This is a genomic window from Burkholderia sp. LS-044 (genome assembly GCF_004803625.1).
GTDB classification, from domain to species: Bacteria; Pseudomonadota; Gammaproteobacteria; order Burkholderiales; family Burkholderiaceae; genus Burkholderia; species Burkholderia cepacia.
Genome location: NZ_SSWO01000006.1, coordinates 180,393 through 203,813, shown reverse-complemented (window position 1 = coordinate 203,813; position 23,421 = coordinate 180,393). Strand labels below are relative to the sequence as shown.

Annotated in this window: 18 protein-coding genes; 8 read left to right on the top strand and 10 right to left on the bottom strand. The window is 68.1% G+C overall.

Features of this window, described 5'->3' with window-relative positions; genetic code table 11:
• The first annotated feature begins 591 nt into the window (after positions 1-591).
• On the top strand, positions 592-2,520 hold the full coding sequence (locus E9536_RS17835; RefSeq protein WP_136470311.1) for a S53 family peptidase: 1,929 nt from the start codon (positions 592-594) through the stop codon (positions 2,518-2,520).
• Positions 2,521-2,589: 69 nt separating this feature from the next.
• On the opposite strand, the gene E9536_RS17830 is transcribed toward E9536_RS17835, so the two are convergent.
• The 9 genes from E9536_RS17830 to E9536_RS17785 form a co-directional block, all read right to left on the bottom strand.
• A complete protein-coding gene (locus E9536_RS17830; protein WP_136470310.1) occupies positions 2,590-3,012 on the bottom strand; it encodes a biopolymer transporter ExbD in 423 nt (140 codons plus the stop codon).
• Positions 3,009-3,752 carry a MotA/TolQ/ExbB proton channel family protein gene (locus E9536_RS17825; protein ID WP_136470309.1) on the bottom strand — a complete coding sequence of 248 codons (744 nt, stop codon included), beginning with the start codon at positions 3,750-3,752 and terminating at the stop codon, positions 3,009-3,011. The genes E9536_RS17830 and E9536_RS17825 overlap by 4 nt, the downstream gene beginning before the upstream one ends.
• A gap of 14 nt (positions 3,753-3,766) precedes the next feature.
• The gene (locus E9536_RS17820; RefSeq protein WP_136470308.1) at positions 3,767-4,717 is read right to left on the bottom strand and encodes a TonB family protein; all 951 of its coding nucleotides are present in this window, start codon (positions 4,715-4,717) and stop codon (positions 3,767-3,769) included.
• Positions 4,693-5,832, bottom strand: coding sequence for a pyrroloquinoline quinone biosynthesis protein PqqE (pqqE, locus tag E9536_RS17815; RefSeq protein WP_059698500.1), 1,140 nt, complete (start codon positions 5,830-5,832; stop codon positions 4,693-4,695). The genes E9536_RS17820 and pqqE overlap by 25 nt, the downstream gene beginning before the upstream one ends.
• Position 5,833: 1 nt before the next feature.
• Positions 5,834-6,115, bottom strand: a complete 282-nt coding sequence (pqqD, locus tag E9536_RS17810) for a pyrroloquinoline quinone biosynthesis peptide chaperone PqqD (RefSeq protein ID WP_021160296.1) — start codon at positions 6,113-6,115, stop codon at positions 5,834-5,836.
• Positions 6,112-6,831, bottom strand: coding sequence for a pyrroloquinoline-quinone synthase PqqC (gene pqqC, locus E9536_RS17805; RefSeq protein ID WP_136470307.1), 720 nt, complete (start codon positions 6,829-6,831; stop codon positions 6,112-6,114). Before pqqC ends, pqqD begins: the two co-directional genes overlap by 4 nt.
• Positions 6,832-6,833: 2 nt before the next feature.
• Complete coding sequence (gene pqqB, locus E9536_RS17800; protein ID WP_136470306.1) at positions 6,834-7,757, bottom strand: pyrroloquinoline quinone biosynthesis protein PqqB; 924 nt, start codon at positions 7,755-7,757, stop codon at positions 6,834-6,836.
• Between the two features lie 61 nt (positions 7,758-7,818).
• A complete protein-coding gene (pqqA, locus tag E9536_RS17795) occupies positions 7,819-7,893 on the bottom strand; it encodes a pyrroloquinoline quinone precursor peptide PqqA (protein WP_006485436.1) in 75 nt (24 codons plus the stop codon).
• A gap of 320 nt (positions 7,894-8,213) precedes the next feature.
• Positions 8,214-10,232: a sigma-54-dependent Fis family transcriptional regulator gene (locus E9536_RS17785; protein WP_027790657.1), complete on the bottom strand. Its 2,019-nt coding sequence runs from the start codon at positions 10,230-10,232 to the stop codon at positions 8,214-8,216.
• A gap of 315 nt (positions 10,233-10,547) precedes the next feature.
• On the opposite strand from E9536_RS17785, the gene E9536_RS17780 reads away from it, so the two are divergent.
• Positions 10,548-11,582 (top strand): alpha/beta fold hydrolase, encoded by a 1,035-nt coding sequence (locus E9536_RS17780; protein WP_136470305.1) that lies wholly within the window; start codon positions 10,548-10,550, stop codon positions 11,580-11,582.
• Positions 11,583-11,628: 46 nt separating this feature from the next.
• On the opposite strand, the gene E9536_RS17775 is transcribed toward E9536_RS17780, so the two are convergent.
• The gene (locus tag E9536_RS17775; RefSeq protein ID WP_136470304.1) at positions 11,629-14,028 is read right to left on the bottom strand and encodes a TonB-dependent receptor; all 2,400 of its coding nucleotides are present in this window, start codon (positions 14,026-14,028) and stop codon (positions 11,629-11,631) included.
• A 429-nt stretch (positions 14,029-14,457) separates the two neighbouring features.
• Here E9536_RS17775 and E9536_RS17770 point away from each other — a divergent pair, with 429 nt between their 5' ends.
• The 6 genes from E9536_RS17770 (at position 14,458) to E9536_RS17745 (ending at position 23,299) form a co-directional block, all read left to right on the top strand.
• A complete protein-coding gene (locus E9536_RS17770; RefSeq protein ID WP_027790654.1) occupies positions 14,458-16,179 on the top strand; it encodes a methanol/ethanol family PQQ-dependent dehydrogenase in 1,722 nt (573 codons plus the stop codon).
• Positions 16,180-16,250: 71 nt separating this feature from the next.
• Entirely contained in the window at positions 16,251-17,492 is a 1,242-nt protein-coding gene (locus E9536_RS17765) for a transporter substrate-binding domain-containing protein (protein WP_136470303.1), read from the top strand.
• A gap of 85 nt (positions 17,493-17,577) precedes the next feature.
• Complete coding sequence (locus tag E9536_RS17760) at positions 17,578-17,892, top strand: high-potential iron-sulfur protein (protein ID WP_059698511.1); 315 nt, start codon at positions 17,578-17,580, stop codon at positions 17,890-17,892.
• Positions 17,876-19,783, top strand: coding sequence for a sigma-70 family RNA polymerase sigma factor (locus tag E9536_RS17755; RefSeq protein ID WP_136470302.1), 1,908 nt, complete (start codon positions 17,876-17,878; stop codon positions 19,781-19,783). The genes E9536_RS17760 and E9536_RS17755 overlap by 17 nt, the downstream gene beginning before the upstream one ends.
• Positions 19,784-20,060: 277 nt before the next feature.
• Positions 20,061-22,043 (top strand): acetate--CoA ligase, encoded by a 1,983-nt coding sequence (gene acs / locus E9536_RS17750; RefSeq protein ID WP_136470301.1) that lies wholly within the window; start codon positions 20,061-20,063, stop codon positions 22,041-22,043.
• A gap of 185 nt (positions 22,044-22,228) precedes the next feature.
• Positions 22,229-23,299 carry a porin gene (locus tag E9536_RS17745; RefSeq protein WP_059697108.1) on the top strand — a complete coding sequence of 357 codons (1,071 nt, stop codon included), beginning with the start codon at positions 22,229-22,231 and terminating at the stop codon, positions 23,297-23,299.
• Positions 23,300-23,421: the final 122 nt, after the last annotated feature.

Sequence of the window (23,421 nt, the reverse complement as noted above, 5' to 3'; positions counted from 1 at the left end):
CCGCATCAGGAAATCAATGGCCCGACAATCAATTTCCGTTTTTATTACGTTTAAAACGAGAAGTAGCTGATTCGTAAGCCGCGGCACCCGCTCGCAACACACAGCTCCCGCTTCACCAGTCATCCCGTTCCGCTTCTGGCGGAAGAGGACGATGTCGACATCTCTCCCGGTTGACCGGGACATTCGATTTCGCCCGCAGCACCTCACACGAAACACGCACACCACGTCGTCGCTCGACCATGCATTGCCCGCTTATACGGATTTCATTCATTGGATTCCTAATTAAGTGATAACGCAGCGAAACATCCGCAACAGCAGATTGAAGGGAAACAGATGGCCGGCACGCGCGCCGTTGCTGCGACGCGAGCCGGCACGACAGCAGGCCGTGCGCGGGATCGACGTTCGCGATACGCGAATCCGGCACCCGGGCCGGCCTCCGATCTTGATGGTGGGAGGGGGAGGAAAACTTATGTCGCCGTGAATCACGCCGGTCGGTCCGGTCTTGCGTCAGGTTGCATGCGCCGCCCTGCCGCTACCCGCGATCCGGGTCGCGCGCTGCACCGGTTCTTCGTCGAAATCTCGGAGCTCACAATGCAGAGAACTCAGCACGTCAATCGCACACTCTCGCAACGCTTTGCCCTCGCCGCACTGCCGCTCGCGGTAGCCGCCACGCTGGCGCCGCTGCCCGCCCAGGCCGCAACCAGCTGGGTGCCGACCCGCACCGCCGCTTTCCTGCTGTCGAATGCGCCCGCCGCGGCTGCTTCGGCCGCCTCGCAGGCCCAGCCTGCGTACTCGCTCAACAGCATCGGCACGCCGGCGCTCACCGACACGCACGTCACCCCGCTCGAACTGAGCCAGCCGCTGCATGTCACCGTGGTGCTGAAGAACCGCAACACCGACCAGCTCGACGCGTTCCTGCGCGACGTCAACCAGCCGGGCAGCGCGAACTACCGCAAGTACCTGACGCCCGCGCAGTTCAAGGCGCGCTTCGCGCCGACCGACGACCAGGTCGCGGCCGTCGTGGCCCACCTGAAGGCAAACGGCTTCAGCAACGTCACGGTGTCGGAGAACAACACGCTGGTCTCCGCCGACGGCAACGCGACCAACGCACAAAACGGCTTCCACGCGAGCGTCAAGCGCTTCAACTATCGCGGCAAGCCGGTCTTCGCGAACGATTCGGCCGCGTTGATCCCGGCGTCGCTCGGCCCGGTCGTCGATGCGGTGCTCGGCCTGCAGAACGCCGCGGTGCCGCACCGCCTGCTCCACCGCTTCGCGCCGGCCGCCGCCATCGAGCCGAACAAGATCGCGAAGAACGCGGCCGCCGCGTCGCAACAGGTCGGCCACCAGCCGACCGATTTCGCGAAGATCTACGATGCGAGCGGCCTGCCCGCCGCGACCAACACCACGGTGGGCATCATCACCTGGGGCGACATGACCCAGACCATCGCCGACCTGAACACCTTCACGCGGAATGCCGGCCTGCCGACCGTCAACACGGCCGTGGTCGCGGGCGGATCGGGCACGCTGGCCGACGACGGCGATCCGGGCGAATGGGATCTCGACAGCCAGGACATCATCGGCACGTCCGGCGGCGTCAAGCAGCTGATCTTCTACTCGGCAGTGAACGGCGACAGCAACGACAGCGGCCTCACCGACGCGACGCTGACCGCGGCGTACAACAAGGCCGTGACCGACAACAAGGCGACCGTCATCAACGTGTCGCTCGGCCTCGACGAAACCGCCGCGAACTCGGACGGCTCGCTCGCCGCCGACGACGCGGTGTTCAAGCAGGCCGTCGCGCAGGGCCAGGTCTTCTCGGTCTCGGCCGGCGACGCGGGCGTCTATCAATGGTCGACGTCGCCGCAAGGCGCGCCCGGCTACATCGGCACGTACAACGGCACGTCGGTCAGGACGACGATCAACCTGTCCAAGTACAGCGTGTCGTCGCCCGCGAGTTCGCCGTATGTCGTCGCGGTCGGCGGCACGACGCTCTCGACCACCGGCACCACGACGTGGGCAGGCGAAACCGTGTGGAACGAAGGCGTCGCGTACGCGGATCTCGACAGCAACGGCAACCCGGTCGACAACGCCGTGCGGATCTGGGCCACAGGCGGCGGCGTGAGCGCGTTCGAAACCGCGCCGAGCTGGCAGACGGCCGCGCTCGGCAGCACGGTGACGAAACGCGTGGTGCCCGACGTGGCGTTCGACGCCGCTCAATCGACGGGCGCGTACATCGTCATCAACGGGCAGGCCAACCAGCTCGTCGGCGGCACGAGCCTCGCTTCGCCGATCTTCGTCGGCGGCTGGGCGCGGGTCGAATCGGCGAACAACAACAGCCTCGGCCTGCCGACGTCGGCGTTCTACCAGAACTTCCCGACCAATACGTCGCTGCTCCACGACGTGACCTCGGGCAACAACGGTTATAGCAGCCACGGCTATACCGCGAAGGCCGGCTGGGACGACGATACGGGCTTCGGCAGCCTGGACTTCGCGAAGGTCAGCGCGAGTTCGGCGAAGTAAGCCCCCGGCGCGATGCGGTGCGGCGAAGGTGCCGCACCGCATCGCCCATACAACGCGACATCGCGCGAGCTATCGGCCGCGAGCGGGCGCGGTAACGAAGCCGACTTTCGTGAGACCGGCCGCTTGTGCGGCCGCAAGCAGTTTCGCGACGCTGTCGTAGCGGGCCGCGCGATCGGCGGACAGGCGCACTTCCGGCTGAGGCGCGGTGCGGGCCGCCGCCGCGAGACGCGCCGCCAGCCCGGTATCGGACACCGGCTGCGCGTTCCAGCTCACGCCGCCGCCCGCATCGATCGAGACATCCACATGCGGCACGCTCGTATCCTCGCGCGGGCTCTCCGCCTGCGGCAATGCAACGTGCGCGGCGTGATGCAGCACCGGCAGCGTCACCATGAACACCACCAGCAGCACGAGCATCACGTCGATCAGCGGTGTCATGTTGATCTCGGCTGCAAGTGCATTCCCTTCGGGCGCGTCGTCCGGGCCGGCGTTCATGCTCGTGCTCCGTCGGCGGCAGGGTGCAGGTCGGCCGGCATCCTGGTCGCCGGTTCAGGGCGCCCGGCGGGCTCGGGCACGCTGCCGGTCAGCAGCAACAGATGCAGCCCGTGCGCGAAGCGGTTGAGCCGTGCAACGATATCGCGCGACAGCCGCACCAGCGTGTTGTAGCCGAGCACGGCGGGGATGGCGACGCACAGTCCGAATGCCGTCATCACGAGCGCCTCGCCGACCGGCCCCGCTACCCGGTCGAGGCTCGCCTCGCCGGTTGCGCCGAGCGACAGCAGCGCGTGATAGATCCCCCAGACGGTGCCCAGCAGTCCGACGAACGGTGCGGTGCTGCCGATCGACGCGAGCACGCCGAGCCCGCGCTGCATCCGCGCCGCAGATTCGTCCACCGACGTCTTCAGGCTGCGCGACAGCCAGTCGCTCGCGTCGATCCGGTCGTGCAGCCGGTGCCTGCTCGCTTCGTGATGCGCGATCGCCGCCTGGCCCGCGCGAACGAGATCGACGAACGGCCTGTCCTGCCCTCCGAGCCCGTGCATCGCGCCGGCCGCGCCGCCGTCGTCCCGAAAGCGCGCTTCCGCGCGCGCCGCGCGGCGCCGGATGCCGACGAGCTCGATCGCCTTGATCACGATCACCGTCCACGATGCGATCGACATCGCGACGAGCAACAGCGCGACCGCGCGCGTCATCGGGTCGCCCTGCGTCCATACGTGACCGATTCCGTAGATTGTCATGATGAAGTGTCCTGTCAGTCGTCGAGATTGAACGCGATCGGCGCGCGTGCCCGCGTCGGCACCGGCGCGCCGTCGAACACATGCGGCGCGCAGCGGCTCGCCAGTACGGCTTCACGCGCCGCCGCGTCGAGACGCGGATAACCGCTGCCGGTCACGACACGCGCGGCGACGATCTGCCCCGCCGCATCGGTCTCCAGTTCGACGAGCACGGTGCCATGCTCGCCCAGGCGCAGCGACTGCGGCGGGTAGTCGGGTTTGACCAGCGCGCAGTCGGGATGCGCGACGAAGCGCAGCGGCGCCGACACGGAAGACGATCGGGATTCGGGTTGAGTCTGCGTCTGCGTCGGCATTCGTGCGGCCGCATCGTCGTGCGGCGTATCGCGTTGCGCCGCGGCCGGCAAGGACGGACCTGACTGTGCCGGAGCCGGCACAGACGCGTCATGCGCCGGCGGGCGGGGACGGCCGGACGCGACCTGCCGGTTCATCCGCGACACACTGCCCGCAGATGATCGGGGCGCGGACGTAGCCTCCTGCACCGCGTGCGACGCGGCAACCGGCTTCGCCTTCGCCGCCGCCGTCGACGCCTCCGGCACCGCCGCGATCAGCGTCGCCACGATCACCTGCCGTTGCAGTGGTTCGCGTCGTACGATCTGCTCATGTGCGAGCAGAACGAACAGGGCGGCATGCAGAACGCATACGGCAGCGAAGACCGACGCGACGCGAGTTCCGCGACGGCGTACCCGATCGCCAGCGGCACCACGCACGCCGGTCGCCTGCCGCGTTCCGAAGGCAGCGGTGCTCATCGCGCCCGCCTTCGCGCGCTCACCCATCCTCGTACACGCGCGCCACATCGCCGACATGAAGAGGAATGCATATCTATCGATCCGGCTTCCATCGCGTTGCCTTGCCCTGTTCACCCCGCCGCCGTCGCCGTGCCTTGTCAGCAGTCGCAGGCCGCTCCACACTGCGCGAGCGAATTCTCCTTGCTGCGGAACACCAGCGGCTGTTCGTCGCGCGGCGCGGGTCGCCGCGCGAATTGCACGGCCTGCTCGACCCGGCCGTGATGCGCGGACTTCTCGCACACCGGATCGGGCTGCGCCGGGTCGCCGGCCAACTGGTACGCCTGGCACCGGCAGCCGCCGTGATCGACATGCCGCTCGTCGCACGTGCGGCACGGCTCGCGCATCCAGTCCTCGCCGCGATACGCGTTGAATGCGTCGCTGTCGTACCAGATTTCCTTCAGCGACCGGTCGCGCACGTTCGGCAGCGCGAGCCCCGGCAGCGACCGCGCGGCATGACACGGCAGCGCGGTGCCGTCCGGCGCGACGCCAAGAAACACCGAACCCCAGCCGTTCATGCACGCTTTCGGGCGCCGCTCGAAATAGTCGGGCACGACGAACAGGATCTTGCAGCGTTCGCCGACCAGCTTGCGATAGCGGTTGACCGTTTCCTCCGCCTCGCGCACCTGCTCGACGGTCGGCATCAGCTGGTCGCGGTTCACCATCGCCCAGCCGTAGTACTGCGTGTTCGCGAGCTCGAGGTAATCGGCGCCAAGGTCGAGCGCCATCTCGATGATCTGTCCGACGTGCGGCAGGTTGTAGCGATGCAGCACGCAGTTGAGCACCATCGGGTAGCCGTGCGCCTTGATCAGCCGCGCGACGCCGCGCTTCAGCTCGAACGTGCGCGTGCTCGTCAGGAAATCGTTCAGCTCGCGCGTCGAATCCTGCAGCGACAACTGGATATGGTCGAGCCCGGCCGCCTTGAGCCGCTCGATGCGCGTGACGTTCAGCCCGACGCCCGACGTGATCAGGTTCGTATAGAAGCCGAGCCCGCGCGCATGCGCGACGAGCGTCTCGAGGTCGTCGCGCTGCAGCGGCTCGCCGCCCGAGAAACCGATCTGCGCGGCGCCGAGCGCGCGCGCATCGCTGATGACCGTGCGCCACGCATCGGTGTCGAGCTCCGCGCCGTGCGTCGCGAAATCGACCGGGTTGTAGCAGAACGCGCAGTGCAGCGGGCAACGGTACGTCAGTTCCGCGAGCAGCCACAGCGGCGCGGACGGACGGGAAGTGTCGGGGGCCATGTCAGTCGAGCCAGCCGCGCAGTCGCGCATGATCGAGGAATCGGTACACGTCGGTCGCGAGGTCCGACTGGCTGAACAGGCGCTCGAGTTCGCCGATGATGTCGTCCAGCTCGCGCGTGCCGTCGCAACGCGCGAGGATCTCGCCGGCACTCGGGTTCAGTTTGACCATTCCTTCCGGATAGAGGAGCACGTATGCATCCTGGGCCGCCTCCCATTGCAGGCGGTACATGCCCCTGAGGCAGGGGCGCAGCGGCACGCCGCTGGCAGCTTCGATCGCGTTCATAGCGGGTAGGCCTTTTCGACGGCGTCGAGCATCGACCACAGGATGTCGAGCTTGAATTGCAGGATGCCGAGCGCACGCTGCTGCGCATCCGGCGTCGTGAAGTGCTGCAGCGTCACCGCAAGCCCGTGCTCGACGTCGCGCTGCGCAAGCGGCACGCGGCTGCGGAAGTAATGCAACCCGTCCGGCTCGATCCACGGGTAATGCGACGGCCAGCCCGCGAGCCGGTCGAGATGGATCTGCGGCGCGAACATCTCGGTCAGCGACGAGCACACGGCTTCCTGCCATGGCGCGCGCCGCGCGAAATTCACATACGCGTCCACCGCGAAACGCACGCCGGGCAGCACGTGCTCGAGCGACCACAGTTCGTCATGCGAGAGACCGCACGCCTCGCCGAGCCGCGCCCAAGCCTCGATGCCGCCCTCGTTGTCGCCCTGCCCGTCGTGGTCGATCAGCCGCTGGATCCAGCGGCGCCGCGTGTCGCGGTCGGGGCAGTTCGACAGGATCGCCGCATCCTTGAGCGGGATGTTGATCTGGTAGTAGAAGCGGTTCGCGACCCAGCCGCGGATCTGCGTGGGCGAACAGGCACCGCTGTTGAGCCGGCGGTTGAACGGGTGATGAATGTGATAGCGCGATTCGAGCGCGCGCAGGCGCGCCTCGAATTCGGTCGCGCTCCAGGGCGTCGGATGCAATGCCGTAGCGGGAATCGGTGCGTTCATGGTCAGACCTGGAATTGCATGCCGTCGTGCGCGACGTCGATGCCATGCGCGCGCAGGTGCGCGTGCTCGACGGAATGCGGATCGAGAATCGGATTCGTGTTGTTGATGTGCGTGAGCACCTTGCGCGTGTGCGCGGGCAGCGTGTCGAGCCAGTCGATCATGCCGGGCCGCCCGTGCTCCGCGCATTGCGCGAGATGCCCCATGTCGGCCGCGTGCTTGCCCGACAGGCCGAGGTCGATCATCTCGGTGCCGCTCCAGAACGTGCCGTCCACCAGCACGAGATCGGCGCCGTCCATCGCGGCGCGCACGTCGTCGGTGACGGCCGCGAGCCCCGGCGCATAGAACGCGCGCCGGCCGCTCGCGACATCTTCGATCGACAGCGCGATGTTGTCGCCGGGCGCGGCCGACGCACGCCGCGGCGAATAAGGCGGCGCCTTGCTGTCGACGGGAATCGCGGTGAAGCGGACCCCGCTCGCCGCCGGCACCGTGAACGGCTCGCCGAGCACGATCGTATGCGCGGCGACGCCGCAGTAATGGCCGAGCAGCGGCACGAGCGGCAAGCCGGTAGACAGGTCTTCGAGCACCGGCGCGCTCGCGTAGAGCGGCAGCGGCGTCGAGCGCTCGCGCAGCATCAGCAGGCCCGTCACGTGATCGATCTGCGCGTCGCACAGCACGACGGCGGCGATGCCGCTGTCTCGAATCGCGCGTGCCGGCTGCAACTCCGGATCCGCGCGCAACTGGGAAAGGATGTCGGGCGACGCGTTGACGAGGATCCAGTCGATGCCGTCGTCGCTGACCGCGATCGACGACTGTGTGCGAGGCAGCACGTGGCCGCTTCCGCTGCGTGCGCGGCGACAGTTCGCGCAATTGCAGTTCCATTGCGGCAGGCCGCCGCCGGCTCCCGAGCCGAGTATCTTGATCTTCATGGGCGTCAGCTCCCGACGCCGCCCGCGCCGATCACGGCAAGACGGGCGGCACGCTCGGCGATCAGCGGTTGGCGATGTACATCGTGATTTCGAAGCCGAAACGCAGGTCGGTGTAAGACGGGGTGGTCCACTGCATGATGTGTCTCCTGATTGAGTTGATGAGTTGCGTCGGTGAGTCGGTGAGTCGTACAACCGCGGCAATCGAGCGGTCGGTTCCTATTCAGCAAGGAGCGTGCCGAGGCCGCACTTCGACGGCCCGACAGCGATGCGCGGCGCTCGCCCGGGCATCGGGACGCAATCCTTACGATTTGCCTACGCGATTGGCGCGAATGCGGTTCGACGCCACGGCCGCACGATGCGCATGGACGGTGACAGGTGTTGAATCGTTGAACACCGGTGTTGCAACTTGACACACCGGCTGTGACAGGCCGCGCGGCCACGAACCCGTGGCGCGCGTCAGCTTTCGTCGGACGGCTGGCGCTGCGGGTCGGCGGCCGGCATCTTCCGGTAGATCGTGTTGCGCGACACGCCGAGCGCGCGCGCCGCCGCGGACACGTTGCCGCCGTGGCGCGCGAGCGCAGCCGCAATCGCGGACGCGGCGACATCCTGCAACCGCGCGTCGCCTGCCGGGAGCGCGTCCGCGGGCCATGCCGCGGCGGACGGATCGTGCGCGGCCGGCTCGGCCCGGGTATCGTCGCGGCGCAGGTCGTCGAAGAAATCGTCCGGCAGGTGCTCGCGCCGGATCTCGCCGTCGTCGTCGACCATCGCCGCCGCCGTGCGCAGCAGGTTGCCGAGCTGGCGGAAGTTGCCGGGCCACGCGCAGCGCACGAACAGCGCCATCACGTCCGGCGCGACGGACAGCGGCGGCCGGCCCGGGCCCGCGTAGGCCTCCCGTTGCAGCATCTTCTGCACGACCACCGCGAGATCCGTGCGGTCGCGCAGCGGCGGCAGGCGCACCACGAGGCCGTTCAGCCGGTAGTACAGATCCTCGCGAAAGCGGTTCTGCGCAATCATGTCGCGCAAGTCGCGGTGCGTCGCGCAGATGATCGCGATGTCCACGGCGATCGTCTTCGTCGATCCGAGCGGGTTGACGAGGCGCTCCTGCAGCACGCGAAGCAGCCGCACCTGCAGCGGATACGGCATGTCGCCGATCTCGTCGAGAAACAGCGTGCCGCCGTTCGCCTGCAGCAGCTTGCCGATCGAGCCCTTGCGGCGCGCGCCGGTGAATGCGCCCTCTTCGTAGCCGAACAGCTCGGACTCGATCAGCGTCTCCGGAATCGACGCGCAGTTGACCGCGACGAACGGCGCATCGCGCCGCGGCGAGTCGTTGTGGATCGCCTGCGCGAGCAGCTCCTTGCCGGTACCGGTCTCGCCGGTGATCAGGATCGGGATGTCCTTGCCGATCACCTTGCGCACCTTCGCGATCACGCATCCAACCTGCGGATCGCCGGTGTCGAGGTAGTTGAGCCGCGACAGGCCGGCCGACGTGCCGGCCGCCGGCGCGGGCACCGCGTTCGCGCGCGCGGCCGGCGCACCCGCGTCGTGAACGTCCGTCGGACGGCTGCCTTCGGCGAGCGTCGCGCGCCGGAAATGCACGCGCGCGCAGACCACCGCGCCGGTGCCGAGGTTCAGCATCAGGTGCCGGTCGGTGCTCGCGCGCATGCGGTCGATCAACTGTGCGCTCGTGACGTCGAACAGCGACGACAGCGTATGCGCGCGCAGCGCGGCGAGCGGCATGCCGAGCTGGAACTGCGCACTGCGATTGGCCGACAGGAAACGGCCGTCGGCGGTGAAGGCGACGATCCCCTCCATCAGCGTGCCGAGGAACTCGGGGCGGCCATGGAACGACACCTGCAACGTCTCCTGAAAGGTCGTCGTAAATAGGTGATTCTCGATCATCTGCACCGACATCTTCGCGAGCGCCATCGTGTGCTGGTGGTAGCTGCGGTGGTCGCCGGTCACGTCGAGCACACCGATCGCGTCGCCGTACGGATCGAGGATCGGCACGCTCGAACAGGTGAGGAAGCGGTTCGCAGCGAGGAAGTGCTGGTCGCCGTGAACGACCATCGGGCACAGCTCGGCGAGCGCCGTACCGATCGCGTTGGTGCCCTGCCGGTCCTCCGCCCAGTTCGCGCCCGGGCGCAGCGCGACCTTCTCCGCGCGGCGCAGGAAATCGTCGTCGCCGATCGAATGCAGGATCAACCCCTGCGCATCGGTCAGCACGATCATGCTCTGCGTGTTGACGATCTGCTCGTGCAGCGTCTCCATCACCGGCATCGCATGCGCGCACAGCACACGGCTCTGCTCGCGCTTGAGCACCAGCGCCGCGCTCGACAGCACGTCGTAGTCGGGGCGTGCCGAGACCTGCAGGCCGAACGTCTCGGACCGCTCATGGGCTTTCTGGATCGACGGCGCGGGCCAGCCGGCGGAATGCGCGGCCCGCGATCCGGCCGCCTGCTCTACGTCATCGCGCATTGTCTCCTCCGGGGATCTTCCGGTCAGTTGCCGGACTCTTTGCCGTCATTGCAAGCAAGCATCGGGCCACGCGAGGCGCACGGCCCCAATCGAAAGCAGATTGCAAGACACGATCCGGCTCCGCCGGGCAGGTCGGGTCACCGGGCGGGCCGGACTTCGTGATACCGCGTCTGCCCGATGCGTGACTACCCGTGCGAATCCCGATCTTTGCGGCTGGCGCGTTTCTGGCTTTGTCGTGGATCAAATACAGTGGTCGCCCGGACACCCGTGCGGCCGCGTGACGATTGCCCCGATTCCCCGAACCGATTCGACACGATGCCTGCCCAGATTCGCCCCCTATCCCGATCCCGACCCGCGTCGCCGGCGTCACCGTCCACGCTCGCCGCGCCCGTTCGCGGACGCTTGCACCGCGACGCGCAATCGATCGCGTTCTCCGTCGCCGGCGCGGCGCACGGCCATCCGGTCGTCGTGCTGCACGGCGGGCCGGGCAGCGGCAGCCAGGCCGGCATCCTGCGGCTGTTCGACCTGACGCGGATGCGCGTCGTGCTCGTCGACCAGCGCGGCGCGGGCGCGTCGGCACCACGCGGCGGCACACGCCACAACGACACCGCGCGGTTGATCGACGATCTCGAAGCGGTGCGCGCGCAGCTCGGCATCGCGCGCTGGGGCGTCGTCGGCGGCTCGTGGGGCGCGGCGCTCGCACTTGCATACGCGGGCACACATCCCGCACCAGTCACCGGCGTCGTGCTGCGCGGGCTGTTCCTGACGTCGCGACGCGAAGTCCGCCGGTTGTTCACGACGTCGCGAACGCGCGCGCCCCGCGAATGGCGACGCCTGTACGCGGCGGCCAGTTGCAGCCAGCCGGATCGCCTGCTGGCGTGCTGCGCGCGGCGGCTGCAACCCGGTGCGGGCGCGGCCCGGCAGCGAGCGGTGGCGCTCGCGTGGCACGCGTACGAGAACGCCATCCTCGCATCGCCGAACCCGCGCCGCTCACCCGCGGATGCGATCCGCTCGCACAAGACCGTCGCCCGGCTGATCGACAAGTACCGGATCCAGGCGCATTACCTGCGACACGACTGCTGGCTCGGCGAGCGCCGCGTGCTCGCGCTCGCGCGCCGGGCGGCGCAGGCCGGCGTGCCGCTGTTCGCCGCGCACGGAATGCACGATCCCGTCTGCCCGGCCGCCAACGTCGCCCGCCTCGCGCGTGCCGTGCCCGCGGCCGCGATCGAACACGTGAGCGCCGGGCACCTCGCAAGCGACCCGGCATTGGCACGCAGCATCGCGCGCGCCGTGGCCGCGATGTTCGCGGCGGCACCGGTGGCCCGACCGGGCCCGTCGCGCACATCTTGAGCGCCGCTCGGGCTGCGACGCGGCAATGCACGCAGCCGGGCAAAGCTCAATCCCACGCGTAGCGCACGCCGACCCACGCACCGCGCGGCGCGCCAGGTCCGACGAACTGTTCGTTGACCGGATTCGCACCGTCGAACGTGTGATTCGGCCCGTTGAAGAAGTTCTGGCCCAGCACGCCGAAGCTCGCATAGCGCTTGTCGAACAGGTTCGTCACGCTCGCGAAGACTTCGAAGCGCTTCGTGATCCGGTAGCGCATGTCGAGATCGACGAGCACGTAGCCGGAAATCCTGCCGTTCACGTCCTGGTTGTTCTCGTCGCCGCGCGCATACACGCCGCTGCGCCACGTGACGTTCGCGCCGATATCCCACCTGGGCGTCGCCGCGTAGTCGAGCCGGAGCTTCACCGTGTGCGCGGGAATGCCCGGGATATGGTCCCCCGGCTTGACGGCCACGTTGCCGTTCGCGTCGGCCGCCGAATTCGCCGGGCTATGCTCGGTCCACGACGACCGGTAGGTCGCATCGACATAGCTGTACGAAAGCCCGACACCGAGCGGGCCGAACCGCGTGCGGCCCGCGAGTTCGATGCCTTGCCGCCGCGTATCGCCGACGTTGCGGAAATAACCCTGCGCGCTTGCCGGGCTGCTGATGAACTGGATATCGTCGGTCAGCGTCGTGCGGTAGGCGGCGGCACTCCAGGTCGTCGCGGCGCCGATGCGGCCGCGCATGCCGGCTTCGAACGTCTTCGAGATCACCGGCTTGAGCGCCGGGTCCGCGATGAAGTCGTTCGGCAGCGAGCACGGCGCGGCCGGGTCCGCGCATGCGAGTTCGATCGCGGTCGGCGAGCGCATCCCTTCGTTGTACGTCGCATAGGCGGTGAAGCCCGCGACCGGGTTCCAATTGAGCCCGAGCGCCGGGTTGAACCGGGAGAACGTATGGTTGCCGTCGAGCAGCGGCTGCACGCCGCTCTCGTCGCCGATCTGCGCCTTCGACCAGTCGTAGCGGCCCGACACCGTCAGCGTCCAGTGCGGCGTCAGCGACAGTGCATCGCTCAGGTACACGCCGAGGTTCGCGTTGCGCGTCTTCGCGCGGGTCTGCGGCTCGAAGTCACCGACGCCGATCGCCGCGCGCGTGTCGGTGAAATACGCGTCCTGCGACGACGCGACGTAGCTCGAGTTCGCGACATCCGCCGCCACGCCCGCGATCAGCTGGTTCGCCATCCCGCCGAGCTTGCCGAGCAGCGTGAGTTGCAGGCTGCCGCCGTAGCTGTCGGTCACGACCGTCGACTGCGCGTTGGTGCCCTGCACCGTGTCGACCGTGCCGTCGTCGCCGACCGATCCGTAATCGGTATTGTTGTTGCTGCTGATGTTGGTGTTGCGCAGGTGCCGATAATACGCATTGCCGCTCAGCTCGACGTGCTCGCCGAAGAAGCGATCGCCCGACAGCGTCAGGTAGCCGGCACTGTTGCGGTTCAGGTCAGGATAGGTGTACGCCTGCTTCCGGTTGTCGAGGAACGAGCGCGGGATCGTCTGGGTGCCGTACAGCGCGTTGTCGGCGCCGCCGGCGGAAATCGACAGCGTCGTGTCCGAATCCGTGTAGCGCAGCTTGCCGAACGCCTGCCGCACGCGGCTCGCATTGTGGTCGGCCCAGCCGCCGTCGTTCGCGACGTTCGCCGTCGCGTAGTAGTCGAGGTTCGAGCCGATCGTGCCGCCCTGCTCGATGGCGGCCGTCTTGCGGCCCCACGAGCCGCCCGACACCTCCACTTCGCCGCCCGGGTTCGACTTGCCGTTCTTCGTCGTGATCGCCAGTGCGCCGCCGAGCGTATTGCGTCCGTACACCGGGTTGGAGCCCGGTATCAATTGCATCCGGTCGATTGCCTGCGTCGGCAGGATGTCCCAGTTCACGACGTCGCCGAACGGCTCGTTCACGCGCACGCCGTCGACGAACACCGACAGCCCCTGCGGCGTACCGAGCAGCGGCGACGCGGTGAAGCCGCGATAGTTGACGTCCGTCTGGTACGGATTGCCCTGCGCCTCCGAGATCGTCACGCTCTGCAGGTTCGCGGCGAAGAAGTCGGCAAGCGTCGCGCGGTGCTGCGCATCGAGTTCCGCCGCGCGTACCGTCTGCACGTTTGCCGGCACCTTCTGCAGCGGCGTACCGATCCCGAGCAGCGGCGTCGTGCCGACGACCACCACCGTCGGCAATGTGACGGCCGGCGTTTGCGGCGCTTCCTGCGCGACGGCGACGGCGGCCGGCGGCACGGCGCCGCCTGTCGCGGCCGTGCCGTCCGCAGGCTGCTGCGCACGCGCGCCGCCCGTCGACAGGCCGAACAGCGCGATGGCGCCGAGGGCCGGCCCGAGAAGCGCGCCACGCATCGCGCCACCGTGCCGCGCGCGACGCGCGCGTCGCATCGCGCTGCCCTTTCCGGCTGCCTTTGGCCTCCTGATCATTTCATTCGTCTCCATGCTTGTATTTCGCCGCGGTGTGCCCCGCACCGCGCGGCGTGCTGTTGTCGCGAAGCAGCGTGCGAGAACCATGCCAGCCGCGTCGGCACGACGCCCGCGCGCGTCGCCGCGCACCGCGTGCGTGACACCGGCGCGGGCGGCGTTCCACCTGTCACGGATGCCGCGCCACCTGTCATGTTTGGCAACACTGCGCGCACGGGGGTGTACCTGAATGCAACACCTTCGTTGACACGTGCGCGCGACGCGTCCGACGCCGCACGACGCACGACGCGCCCGTGTGCCGCTTCATACCGGCTTCGCGCCGCGGTGGCATGCGACTTGCGTGAACGGCTGCGCACTCGGCCCGGAATCCCCACCGTGCCGGCGCGACGAACCGTTCGCGGCGGTGCGACCACAATGACTCAGGAGACAACCATGAAGAAACTCTCGGCTTCAGCGAGCCGGCTGGCGACGATCGGCATCGCGGCGGCAGCGGCCGTCGCGCTGAACCCCGGCCTCGTCGAAGCGGCCGCGGACTACCCGGCCGTGACCTACCAGCGGCTGACCGATGCGCACACCGATCCGGGCTGGCTGACCTACTACCGCACCTACGACGGCCAGTCGCATTCGCCGCTCAAGCAGATCGACGCGTCGAACGCGAAGGAACTCAAGCAGGTGTGGGCCTACAAGTTCCCCGCCGAACTGAAGCAGGGCTTCGAAGCCACGCCGATCATCAACGGCAACTACCTGTTCGTGACCACGCCGAAGGACAACGTCTACGCATTCGACGCGAAGAGCGGCAAGCAGCTGTGGAAATACGAACCGAAGCTTGGCGCGGCATCGTTCAAGACCGCATGCTGCGACGTCGTCAACCGTGGCGTCGCGCTGTACGGCAAGAACGTCTACGTCGCGATGCTGAGCGGCGAGGTCGTGGCGCTCGACGCGCAGACGGGCAATCTCGTCTGGAAGAAGCAGATGTTCGAGCCGGGCCTCGGTTATGCGTTCTCGCTCGCGCCGCTCGCGCTGGACGGCTCGATCATCGTCGGCACCTCCGGCGGCGAATACGGGATTCGCGGGTACATCGCCGCGCTGAACCCCGAAGACGGCTCGCTGGTCTGGAAGCGCTACACGATCCCGAGCCCCGGCGAAAAAGGCGCGGACACCTGGCCCGACGGGATGCAGGCGCACGGCGGCGGCGCCGCCTGGCTGACGGGCACCTACGACGCGGCAAGCCGCACGCTGTACTGGGGCGTCGGCAACCCCGGCCCGTGGCTCGCGGCGCTGCGTCCCGGCGACAACCTGTATTCCGACTCGCTGCTCGCGCTCGATCCGAAGAACGGCAACCTGAAGTGGCACTACCAGTACACGAGCAACGACACGTGGGACTACGACGGCGTCAACACGCCGATCCTCGCGGACATCAAGTACAAAGGCAAGGACTACGACGCGATCATTCACGCCGACCGCAACGGCTTCTTCCATGCGATCGATCGCACGACCGGCAAGCTGATCTACGCGGAGCCGTTCGTCACGGCAACGTCGGTCACCGGCTACACGGCCGACGGCAAGCCCATCGCGGACCCGTCGAAGTTCCCGAAGGCCGGCACGACGATCGACACGTGCCCGAGCTTCCTCGGCGGCAAGAACTGGTGGTCGGTGTCGTACGACCCCGCGCGCCACATCGCGGTCGTACCTTCCCTTCACGCGTGCATGAGCCTGTCCGGCAAGTCGGTCAGCTACATGGAAGGCCTGCCGTACCTCGGGGAAGGCTTCGAGATCAAGCCTGAACCGGGCAGCCAGGGTTATGGCGAACTGCAGGCCATCGACGTGAACACCGGCAAGAAACTGTGGGGCCACTGGTCGAAGAAGCCGTGGAACGGCGGCGTCGCGACCACCGCGAGCGGTCTTGCATTCAGCGGCTCGCTCGACGGCCACCTGTATGCCTTCGACACGGCGACCGGCAAGGTGCTGTGGGAGAGCCCGCAGCTCGCGAGCGGCATCATCGCGCAGCCGTCGGTGTTCGAGGTCGACGGCAAGGAATATGTCGCGGTGCTCGCCGGATACGGCGGCGCGAACCCGATCTGGGGCGGCCCGATGGCCGACGTCGCGAAAGACGTTCCGCGCGGCGGCACGCTCTACGTATTCGCGCTCGACTGAACGCGCGTCGCGCCCGGCATGCGCCCGATCCGGGCGCGACGCCCCCACTGTTTCAACCGGAATGCACGACCATGAAAACTCGACTCGCTCCCCTGACCCTCGCCAGTCTGCTCGCCGCGGGCGTGGCGCTGACCCCGATGTCCGCCGCGGCCGGCGGCGTGCGCGTCTGCACGCTGCCGGGCAGCCCGACCGCCGCCCTCGACATGTCGGTCGCACGTGAAGTGCTGCGAACCGCCGGCATCGCCGCCTCGTTCAACCGGCGCGGCGTGGACGACGACGGCGGCGACGACGGCATCTCCGCCGCCGAACTGAAGCAATCGCTCGAACGCGACTGCGACATGATCGCCGGCTTCCCGCGCTCGGCGATCGCCGATGCATCGAATGCCCGGATGAGTTTCTCGCAGGGGTATCTGCGCTCCAGCTACGTCAGCGTGACGCTGCGCGACGCGCATGCATCGTCCACCGGCAAGGAAACGATCGCGGCCACGTACTCCAGCCCGTCGCAACTGATCGCGGCACAGGCGACGAACGCCCGCTTCGATCTCGAGAACACGTCCGAGCAGACCATCGACGCGCTCGCGACCGGCCGCGCACAGCGCGCGATCGTCTGGTATCCGAGCGTCGTGGCGTACCGGCATGCGCATCCCGGCCAGCCGTTCCGGATCGCGGCCACGGCGTCGCCGTACTCGGACTGGCAGCTCGCGTTCGCGTTCGGCCCCGATCGGGACGCGCTGCGGCAGCGCATCGACGCGGCGTTGTCGCGGCTGAATGCCAACGGCCGGATCGCCGCGCTCACACGCGGCTGGAACCTGCCGGAAAACATCGCTCAAGCGGCCAATACGCCGTCGCGCGGCCGCTTCCTCGACGGCGCGGTCGCGTCGGCCGGGCACTCGCGCACCGGCGTGCTGCTCGCCGGCGGAACACCCGCGACGGGCGGCTTCATCAAGGTCTCGGCGAGTGACGAAAACGGCGTGCCGTCGTTCGACAATGCGCAGGCACAGCACGGCAAGAAGCTCTATATCGATGCCTGCGCGAAATGCCACGGCGACCAGCTCGAAGGCAATACCGCCCCTGCGCTGAGCGGGGAATCCTTCGCGCCCGAGGGCAAGTCGCACATCACGGTCGGCGGCATCTTCCAGTACATGTCGAACAACATGCCGGCCGATCGCCCCGGCAAGATGACGGCACAGGAATACGAGGACCTGATGGCGTTCCTGCTCTATTCGAACGGTTATGACGCGTCGAAGAGCAAGCTGACCGCCGATGTCGCCACCTCGTCGAAGGCGCCGCTCGTCGCCGGCCCGCGCAAATAACGCTTTTCTCCCTTCGCTTCGATCGACCGCCGCGCCGGGAAGCCATCCCGGCGCGCGGGGCCGGTTTTTTATTCAGGAAAACGACATGATCTCCCGCACTCGCAGAACCTTCATCGTTCAGACCGCCGGCCTGTGTGCCGCACTCGCAGCCGGAACCAGCGCATTCGCGGCAGCGCCGCTCGTCGACGAAAACGACGCGGCCGCGAAGACGCTCGGCTACCGCGCGAAGGCGACGACCGTCGATGCAGGCAAGTTCCCGAAGTACCAGGCCGGCCAGACGTGCTCGAACTGCCGCTTCTACAAGGCCGTCGCCGGCGAATCCTCCGGCACGTGCCCGATGTTCGGGGGCAAGGCGGTTGCCGCCGAAGGCTGGTGCAACGTCTATGCAAAGCTTGCTTGATCCCGGGCGCGGGCGCGAACACGACGGCGTGCCGCGCGGCGGCACGAACGCGGAGCGCACGGACCGTTTGAATGCGCTGGTCGCGCTGGGCATCGGGCGCGGCTACGTGACGCGCGGTGAAATCGTCGACGCGCTGCCCGACGATGCCGCGGACGGCGCGGATTTCGACGCCGCCGCGTCGATGCTCGGCGAATGGGGAATCGAGGTACGCGAGCACGTCGACTCGCGAAGCGCATGGACGCTCGATCGTCATTTCGCGCGAGCGACGGACACGACGTCGCCGCTCGCCGACGCGTCGGCCCCGCTCGCGACCGCCGATCTGCTCGCGGCCCGCACGAGCGATCCCGTCCGCATCTATCTGCGCGAAATGAGCGCGACACCCCTGCTCGACCGCGAAGAAGAGATCGCGCTCGCGCTTCATCTGGAAAACGGGCGCGCGGCGTGCATCGACGCATTGAGCCGCGACCCGGCTGCGCTCGACGCCGTCGCGTCGATCGCCGGCGACATCCGCGCCGGCAAGGTGGCGGCATCGGTCTACGTGACGGGGTTCGTCGGCGACGCCGAATCGCTTGACGAAGCGCCCGCGACTTTACCCGGGGAGTCGCCCGGCAACGCAACGGCGCCTGATTCGACCATCGAATCACCGGAGGGGGAGGACGACACGGACCGCGCGCCGGACAGCCCGGCATGGCGCGACAGCGTCGTTGCATCGCTCGACCGCGCCGGCGCGCTGGCCGCCGGGATGCAGCACGCATTGCGCACCGGCGGTTTCGCGTCGGCCGGTTACCGGGCGCTGCTTCGCGAGGCCGCCGCGTCGACCGGCAGGATCCGCTTCACCGCGCGTGCGATCGAACGCATCGGCCGCGCGATTCGCGACCGTGCAACGCAAGCACGCAAGTTCGAACAGTGCATCGTCGACATCCTGGCCGAATCGGGCATACGCATCGATTCGCCGCGCCGCGACCTCTTCATGCCGTGCGACGACGTGCGCGCATGGATGACCGACTGCATCGCCGCGCATGCCGGCTGTACCGCCGCCCTCACCCGCCGCGCGCCGGCGCTGATCGAAGCACGCGCCGCGCTCGCCGGCCTCGCCGGCGAGTCGAGCCTGCCGCTCGACATCGCGATCGCGATCGACGCGCGACTGTCGCGTATCGAGCGCGCGATGCAGCCCGCGAGAACGAAGCTGTTCCAGAGCAATCTGCGGCTCGTCGTGTCGATCGCCAAGCGCTATCCCGATCGCGGCCTGCAGTTTCTCGACCTGATCCAGGAGGGCAATCTCGGCCTGATGAAGGCCGTCGATCGCTACGATCACCGGCGCGGCTTCAAATTCGCGACGTACGCGACCTGGTGGGTCCGGCAGGCCATCACGCATGCGATCGCCGATCAGGGCCGCACGATCCGCGTGCCCGCGCATACGGTCGACGCGATCAACAAGCTGGCCCGCCTCGCGCGAACGCATGCGCAACGAACCGGCGAGGTTGCCGGCGCCCCGACGCTCTCGACGCAGATGCGGATCCCGGTCGACAAGGTGCGGGATCTGATGGATATCGTGCGCGAGCCCATCTCCGCGGACCTGCCCGTTTCGCCCGATCACGACCTCACGTTGTGCGACGTCGCGATCGACCACGCCGCGCCGACCCCGGAAGAATCCGCGAGCGCCCGCCAGCTTCGCGCGGCGGTTGCGGCGCTGATCGACCGCCTGCCGGCACGTGAAGCGTGGATTCTCCGCTTGAGGTACGGCATCGACGTCGAAAGCGAGTATTCGCTGCGCGAGATCGGCCGGCAACTGAACCTGTCCGCCGAACGCGTTCGCCAGATCGAAGTGTCGGCGCTCGAACGGATCAGACAGTTCGGGCACGCACCGGCGCTTCGGTCGCTGATCGCCTGACGCCGCCAGGTCACCCCGCCGCGCTCCGGATCGAGCGGCCGACCACCTTCCCCGGCACGCGCCACCTGTTGAGGACTGCAACACGATGTGCTGCATTTATGAACGGCCGGCTTCGGCTTGACGGTATCCACCCCGTCGCCCGTTCGACCGGATCGCCCGAAACGCGCGCGGTGCGCCGCGACTTCCGCCGAATGCGCGCATCGATCGCTGATGCTGGCATGCATGTTGCGTTTTCCCGAACAGCAGCCCTGCATCCCAAGAACGCATGGAGACACGCTTGTCCACGATTGAATCGGTTCTTCACGAAACCCGCCAGTTTGCGCCGCCCGCGGCGCTCGAGCAGGCGGCGACCATTTCCGGCATGCCGGCCTATCGGGCGCTCGTCGCCGAGGCCGAGCGCGATTACGAAGGCTTCTGGGCGCGCCTCGCGCGCGAAGGCCTCGCGTGGCACAAGCCGTTCACCAACGTGCTCGACGAGTCCAACGCGCCGTTCTACAAGTGGTTCGACGACGGCGAGCTCAACGCCTCGTACAACTGCCTCGACCGTCACGTCGAAGCCGGCAACGGCGAGCGCGTCGCGGTGATCTTCGAAGCCGACGACGGCACCGTCACGCGCGTCACCTATGCGGATCTCCTCGCCCGCGTGTCGCGTTTCGCGAATGCGCTGAAGAAGCGCGGGATCGGCAAGGGCGACCGCGTCGTCATCTATATCCCGATGTCGATCGAAGGCATCGTCGCGATGCAGGCCTGCGCGCGCATCGGCGCGACGCACTCGGTCGTGTTCGGCGGCTTCTCCGCGAAGTCGCTGAACGAGCGGCTCGTCGACGTCGGCGCGACGGCGCTGATCACGGCCGACGAGCAGGCGCGCGGCGGCAAGACGCTGCCGCTCAAGAGCATCGCCGACGAGGCGCTCGCGCTGGGCGGCTGCGAAGCGGTGAAGAGCGTGATCGTCTATCGCCGCACCGGCGGCAAGATCGACTGGCATGCCGACCGCGACCTGTGGATGCACGAACTGACGGCCGCCGAATCCGACACCTGCGAGCCGGAATGGGTGAGCGCCGAGCATCCGCTGTTCATCCTGTATACGTCGGGCTCGACCGGCAAGCCGAAGGGCGTGCAGCACAGCACCGGCGGCTACCTGCTGTGGGCCGCGCAGACGATGAAGTGGACCTTCGACTGGAAGCCCACCGACGTGTTCTGGTGCACGGCCGACATCGGCTGGGTCACCGGCCACACGTACATCACGTACGGCCCGCTCGCCTGCGGCGGCACGCAGGTCGTGTTCGAGGGCGTGCCGACCTACCCGGACGCCGGCCGCTTCTGGAAGATGATCGGCGACCACAAGGTCAGCGTGTTCTACACCGCGCCGACCGCGATCCGTTCGCTGATCAAGGCCGCCGAGACCGACGACAAGGTGCATCCGAAGAGCTACGACCTGTCGAGCCTGCGCATCATCGGCACGGTCGGCGAGCCGATCAATCCGGAAGCGTGGATGTGGTATCACAAGCACGTCGGCCAGGAGCGCTGCCCGATCGTCGATACGTGGTGGCAGACCGAGACGGGCGGCCACATGATCACGCCGCTGCCGGGCGCGACGCCGACCGTGCCCGGTTCGTGCACGCTGCCGCTGCCGGGCATCATGGCCGCGGTGGTCGACGAAACCGGCCAGGACGTGCCGAACGGGCAAGGCGGCATTCTCGTCGTCAAGCGCCCGTGGCCCGCGATGATCCGCACGATCTGGGGTGACCCGGAACGCTTCAAAAAGAGCTACTACCCCGAGGAACTCGGCGGCACGCTGTACCTCGCCGGCGACGGCACCGTGCGCGACAAGGACACCGGTTACTTCACGATCATGGGCCGGATCGACGACGTGCTGAACGTGTCGGGCCACCGGCTCGGCACGATGGAGATCGAATCGGCGCTGGTCTCGCACGAGCTGGTGGCCGAGGCGGCCGTGGTGGGCCGTCCTGACGACACGACGGGCGAGGCGGTGGTCGCGTTCGTGGTGCTCAAGCGTGCGCGTCCGGAAGGCGAAGAGGCCGCGGCGCTCGCGAAGACGCTGCGCGACTGGGTCGGCAAGCAGATCGGGCCGATCGCGAAGCCGAAGGACATCCGCTTCGGCGACAACCTGCCGAAAACGCGCTCGGGCAAGATCATGCGGCGCCTGCTGCGTTCGCTCGCCAAGGGCGAAGCGATCACGCAGGACACGTCCACGCTCGAGAACCCGGCCATCCTCGAGCAATTGAACCGTTCGCTGTAACACCGCCCGCCCGGGCGGAGCGTTTCGCTTCGTCGCGGTGCCGGGATGCGGTCGCATTCCGGCCCTCGCGAAGCACTGCCGTGCGTTCCCCGACGGCACGGCCTGCAGGCGGCACGCGTCGAATCCGCCGCCGCAATATTAATTAGCTATACGTATTACAACATTCAACAAAACGGAGACAGACGATGAAGATCACGACACGGACGATTTGCGCGGCGCTGCTCGGCGCGGCGGCGAGCACGAGCGTTTTCGCGCAGAGCAGCGTCACGCTGTACGGCGACCTCGACGCCGCGTTGCTTTACACGAGCCGGTCGCTCGACTCGGCGACCGGCGGCAATGCGGGCCGCCAGTTCGCGCTGACCGATACCGGCATGACGCCGACCAACTTCGGCTTGACGGGTACCGAGGATCTCGGCGGCGGGCTGCACGCGAAATTCAAGCTCGAGAGCGGCTTCAACATCACCGACGGGGCGTTCGGTCATTCGAACGGCAACTTCTTCGGCCGCCAGGCGTGGGTCGGGATCGACGGCGGGTTCGGCGAAACGAAGATCGGCCTGCAGTTCTCGCCGTTCGTGCTCGCGGTGCTCGGATCGGACCCGCGCAACGTTTCGCACTTCGGCGCCGCGCTGATCCCGTACGTCGACAACGTGCTCGTCACCGGCCTCTTCAACCCGAACGCGATTTCGTACACGAGCCCGACGATCGCCGGGCTCACGGGCAGCGCGATGTTCGGCTTCGGCGGAAAAGCCGGGGACTTCCAGGCGGGACGCCAGTATTCCGGCAGCCTCACGTATGCGAATGGCGGCTTCATGCTCAACGCGGCGCTCTACGACGGCAACGGCGGCACGTCGCCGACGCCGGTATCGAGCACGGTCGCGTTCGTCGGCCGCACGATCGGCACCGCCTACACGTTCGGGCCCGTGACCGGCAAGGCGTCGTTCACGAGCTACAAGGTTGCCGGTTCGTTCAGCAACAACGTGTACAGCGCCGGCCTCGACTATCGCGTCACGCCGGCCCTCGACCTGAACACCGGCGCGTGGTACACGATCGATCGCAACGATTCGCACAATCATTCGCTGCTCGCCGCGATCGGCGCCGACTACAGCCTGTCGAAGCGAACGGGCCTGTACGCGCAGGTCGGTGTCGTCAACAACCATGGCGCGATGAATACGGGCCTCGGCATCACGGGCGGCGCGCTGTTCGGGTTGCCGGGCACGACGGTCGGCGTCAACGCCGGCATCCACCACGTGTTCTGACGCGGCGCGACGCGTCCGGCCGGACGGGCAGCCCGCGTGCGCCCGTCCGGCCCGGTGCCGGAACACGGCCGCCGCAAACGCCGCAAAAGGCAGCAAAAGCCATGAACGGCGGGCAACGCGCG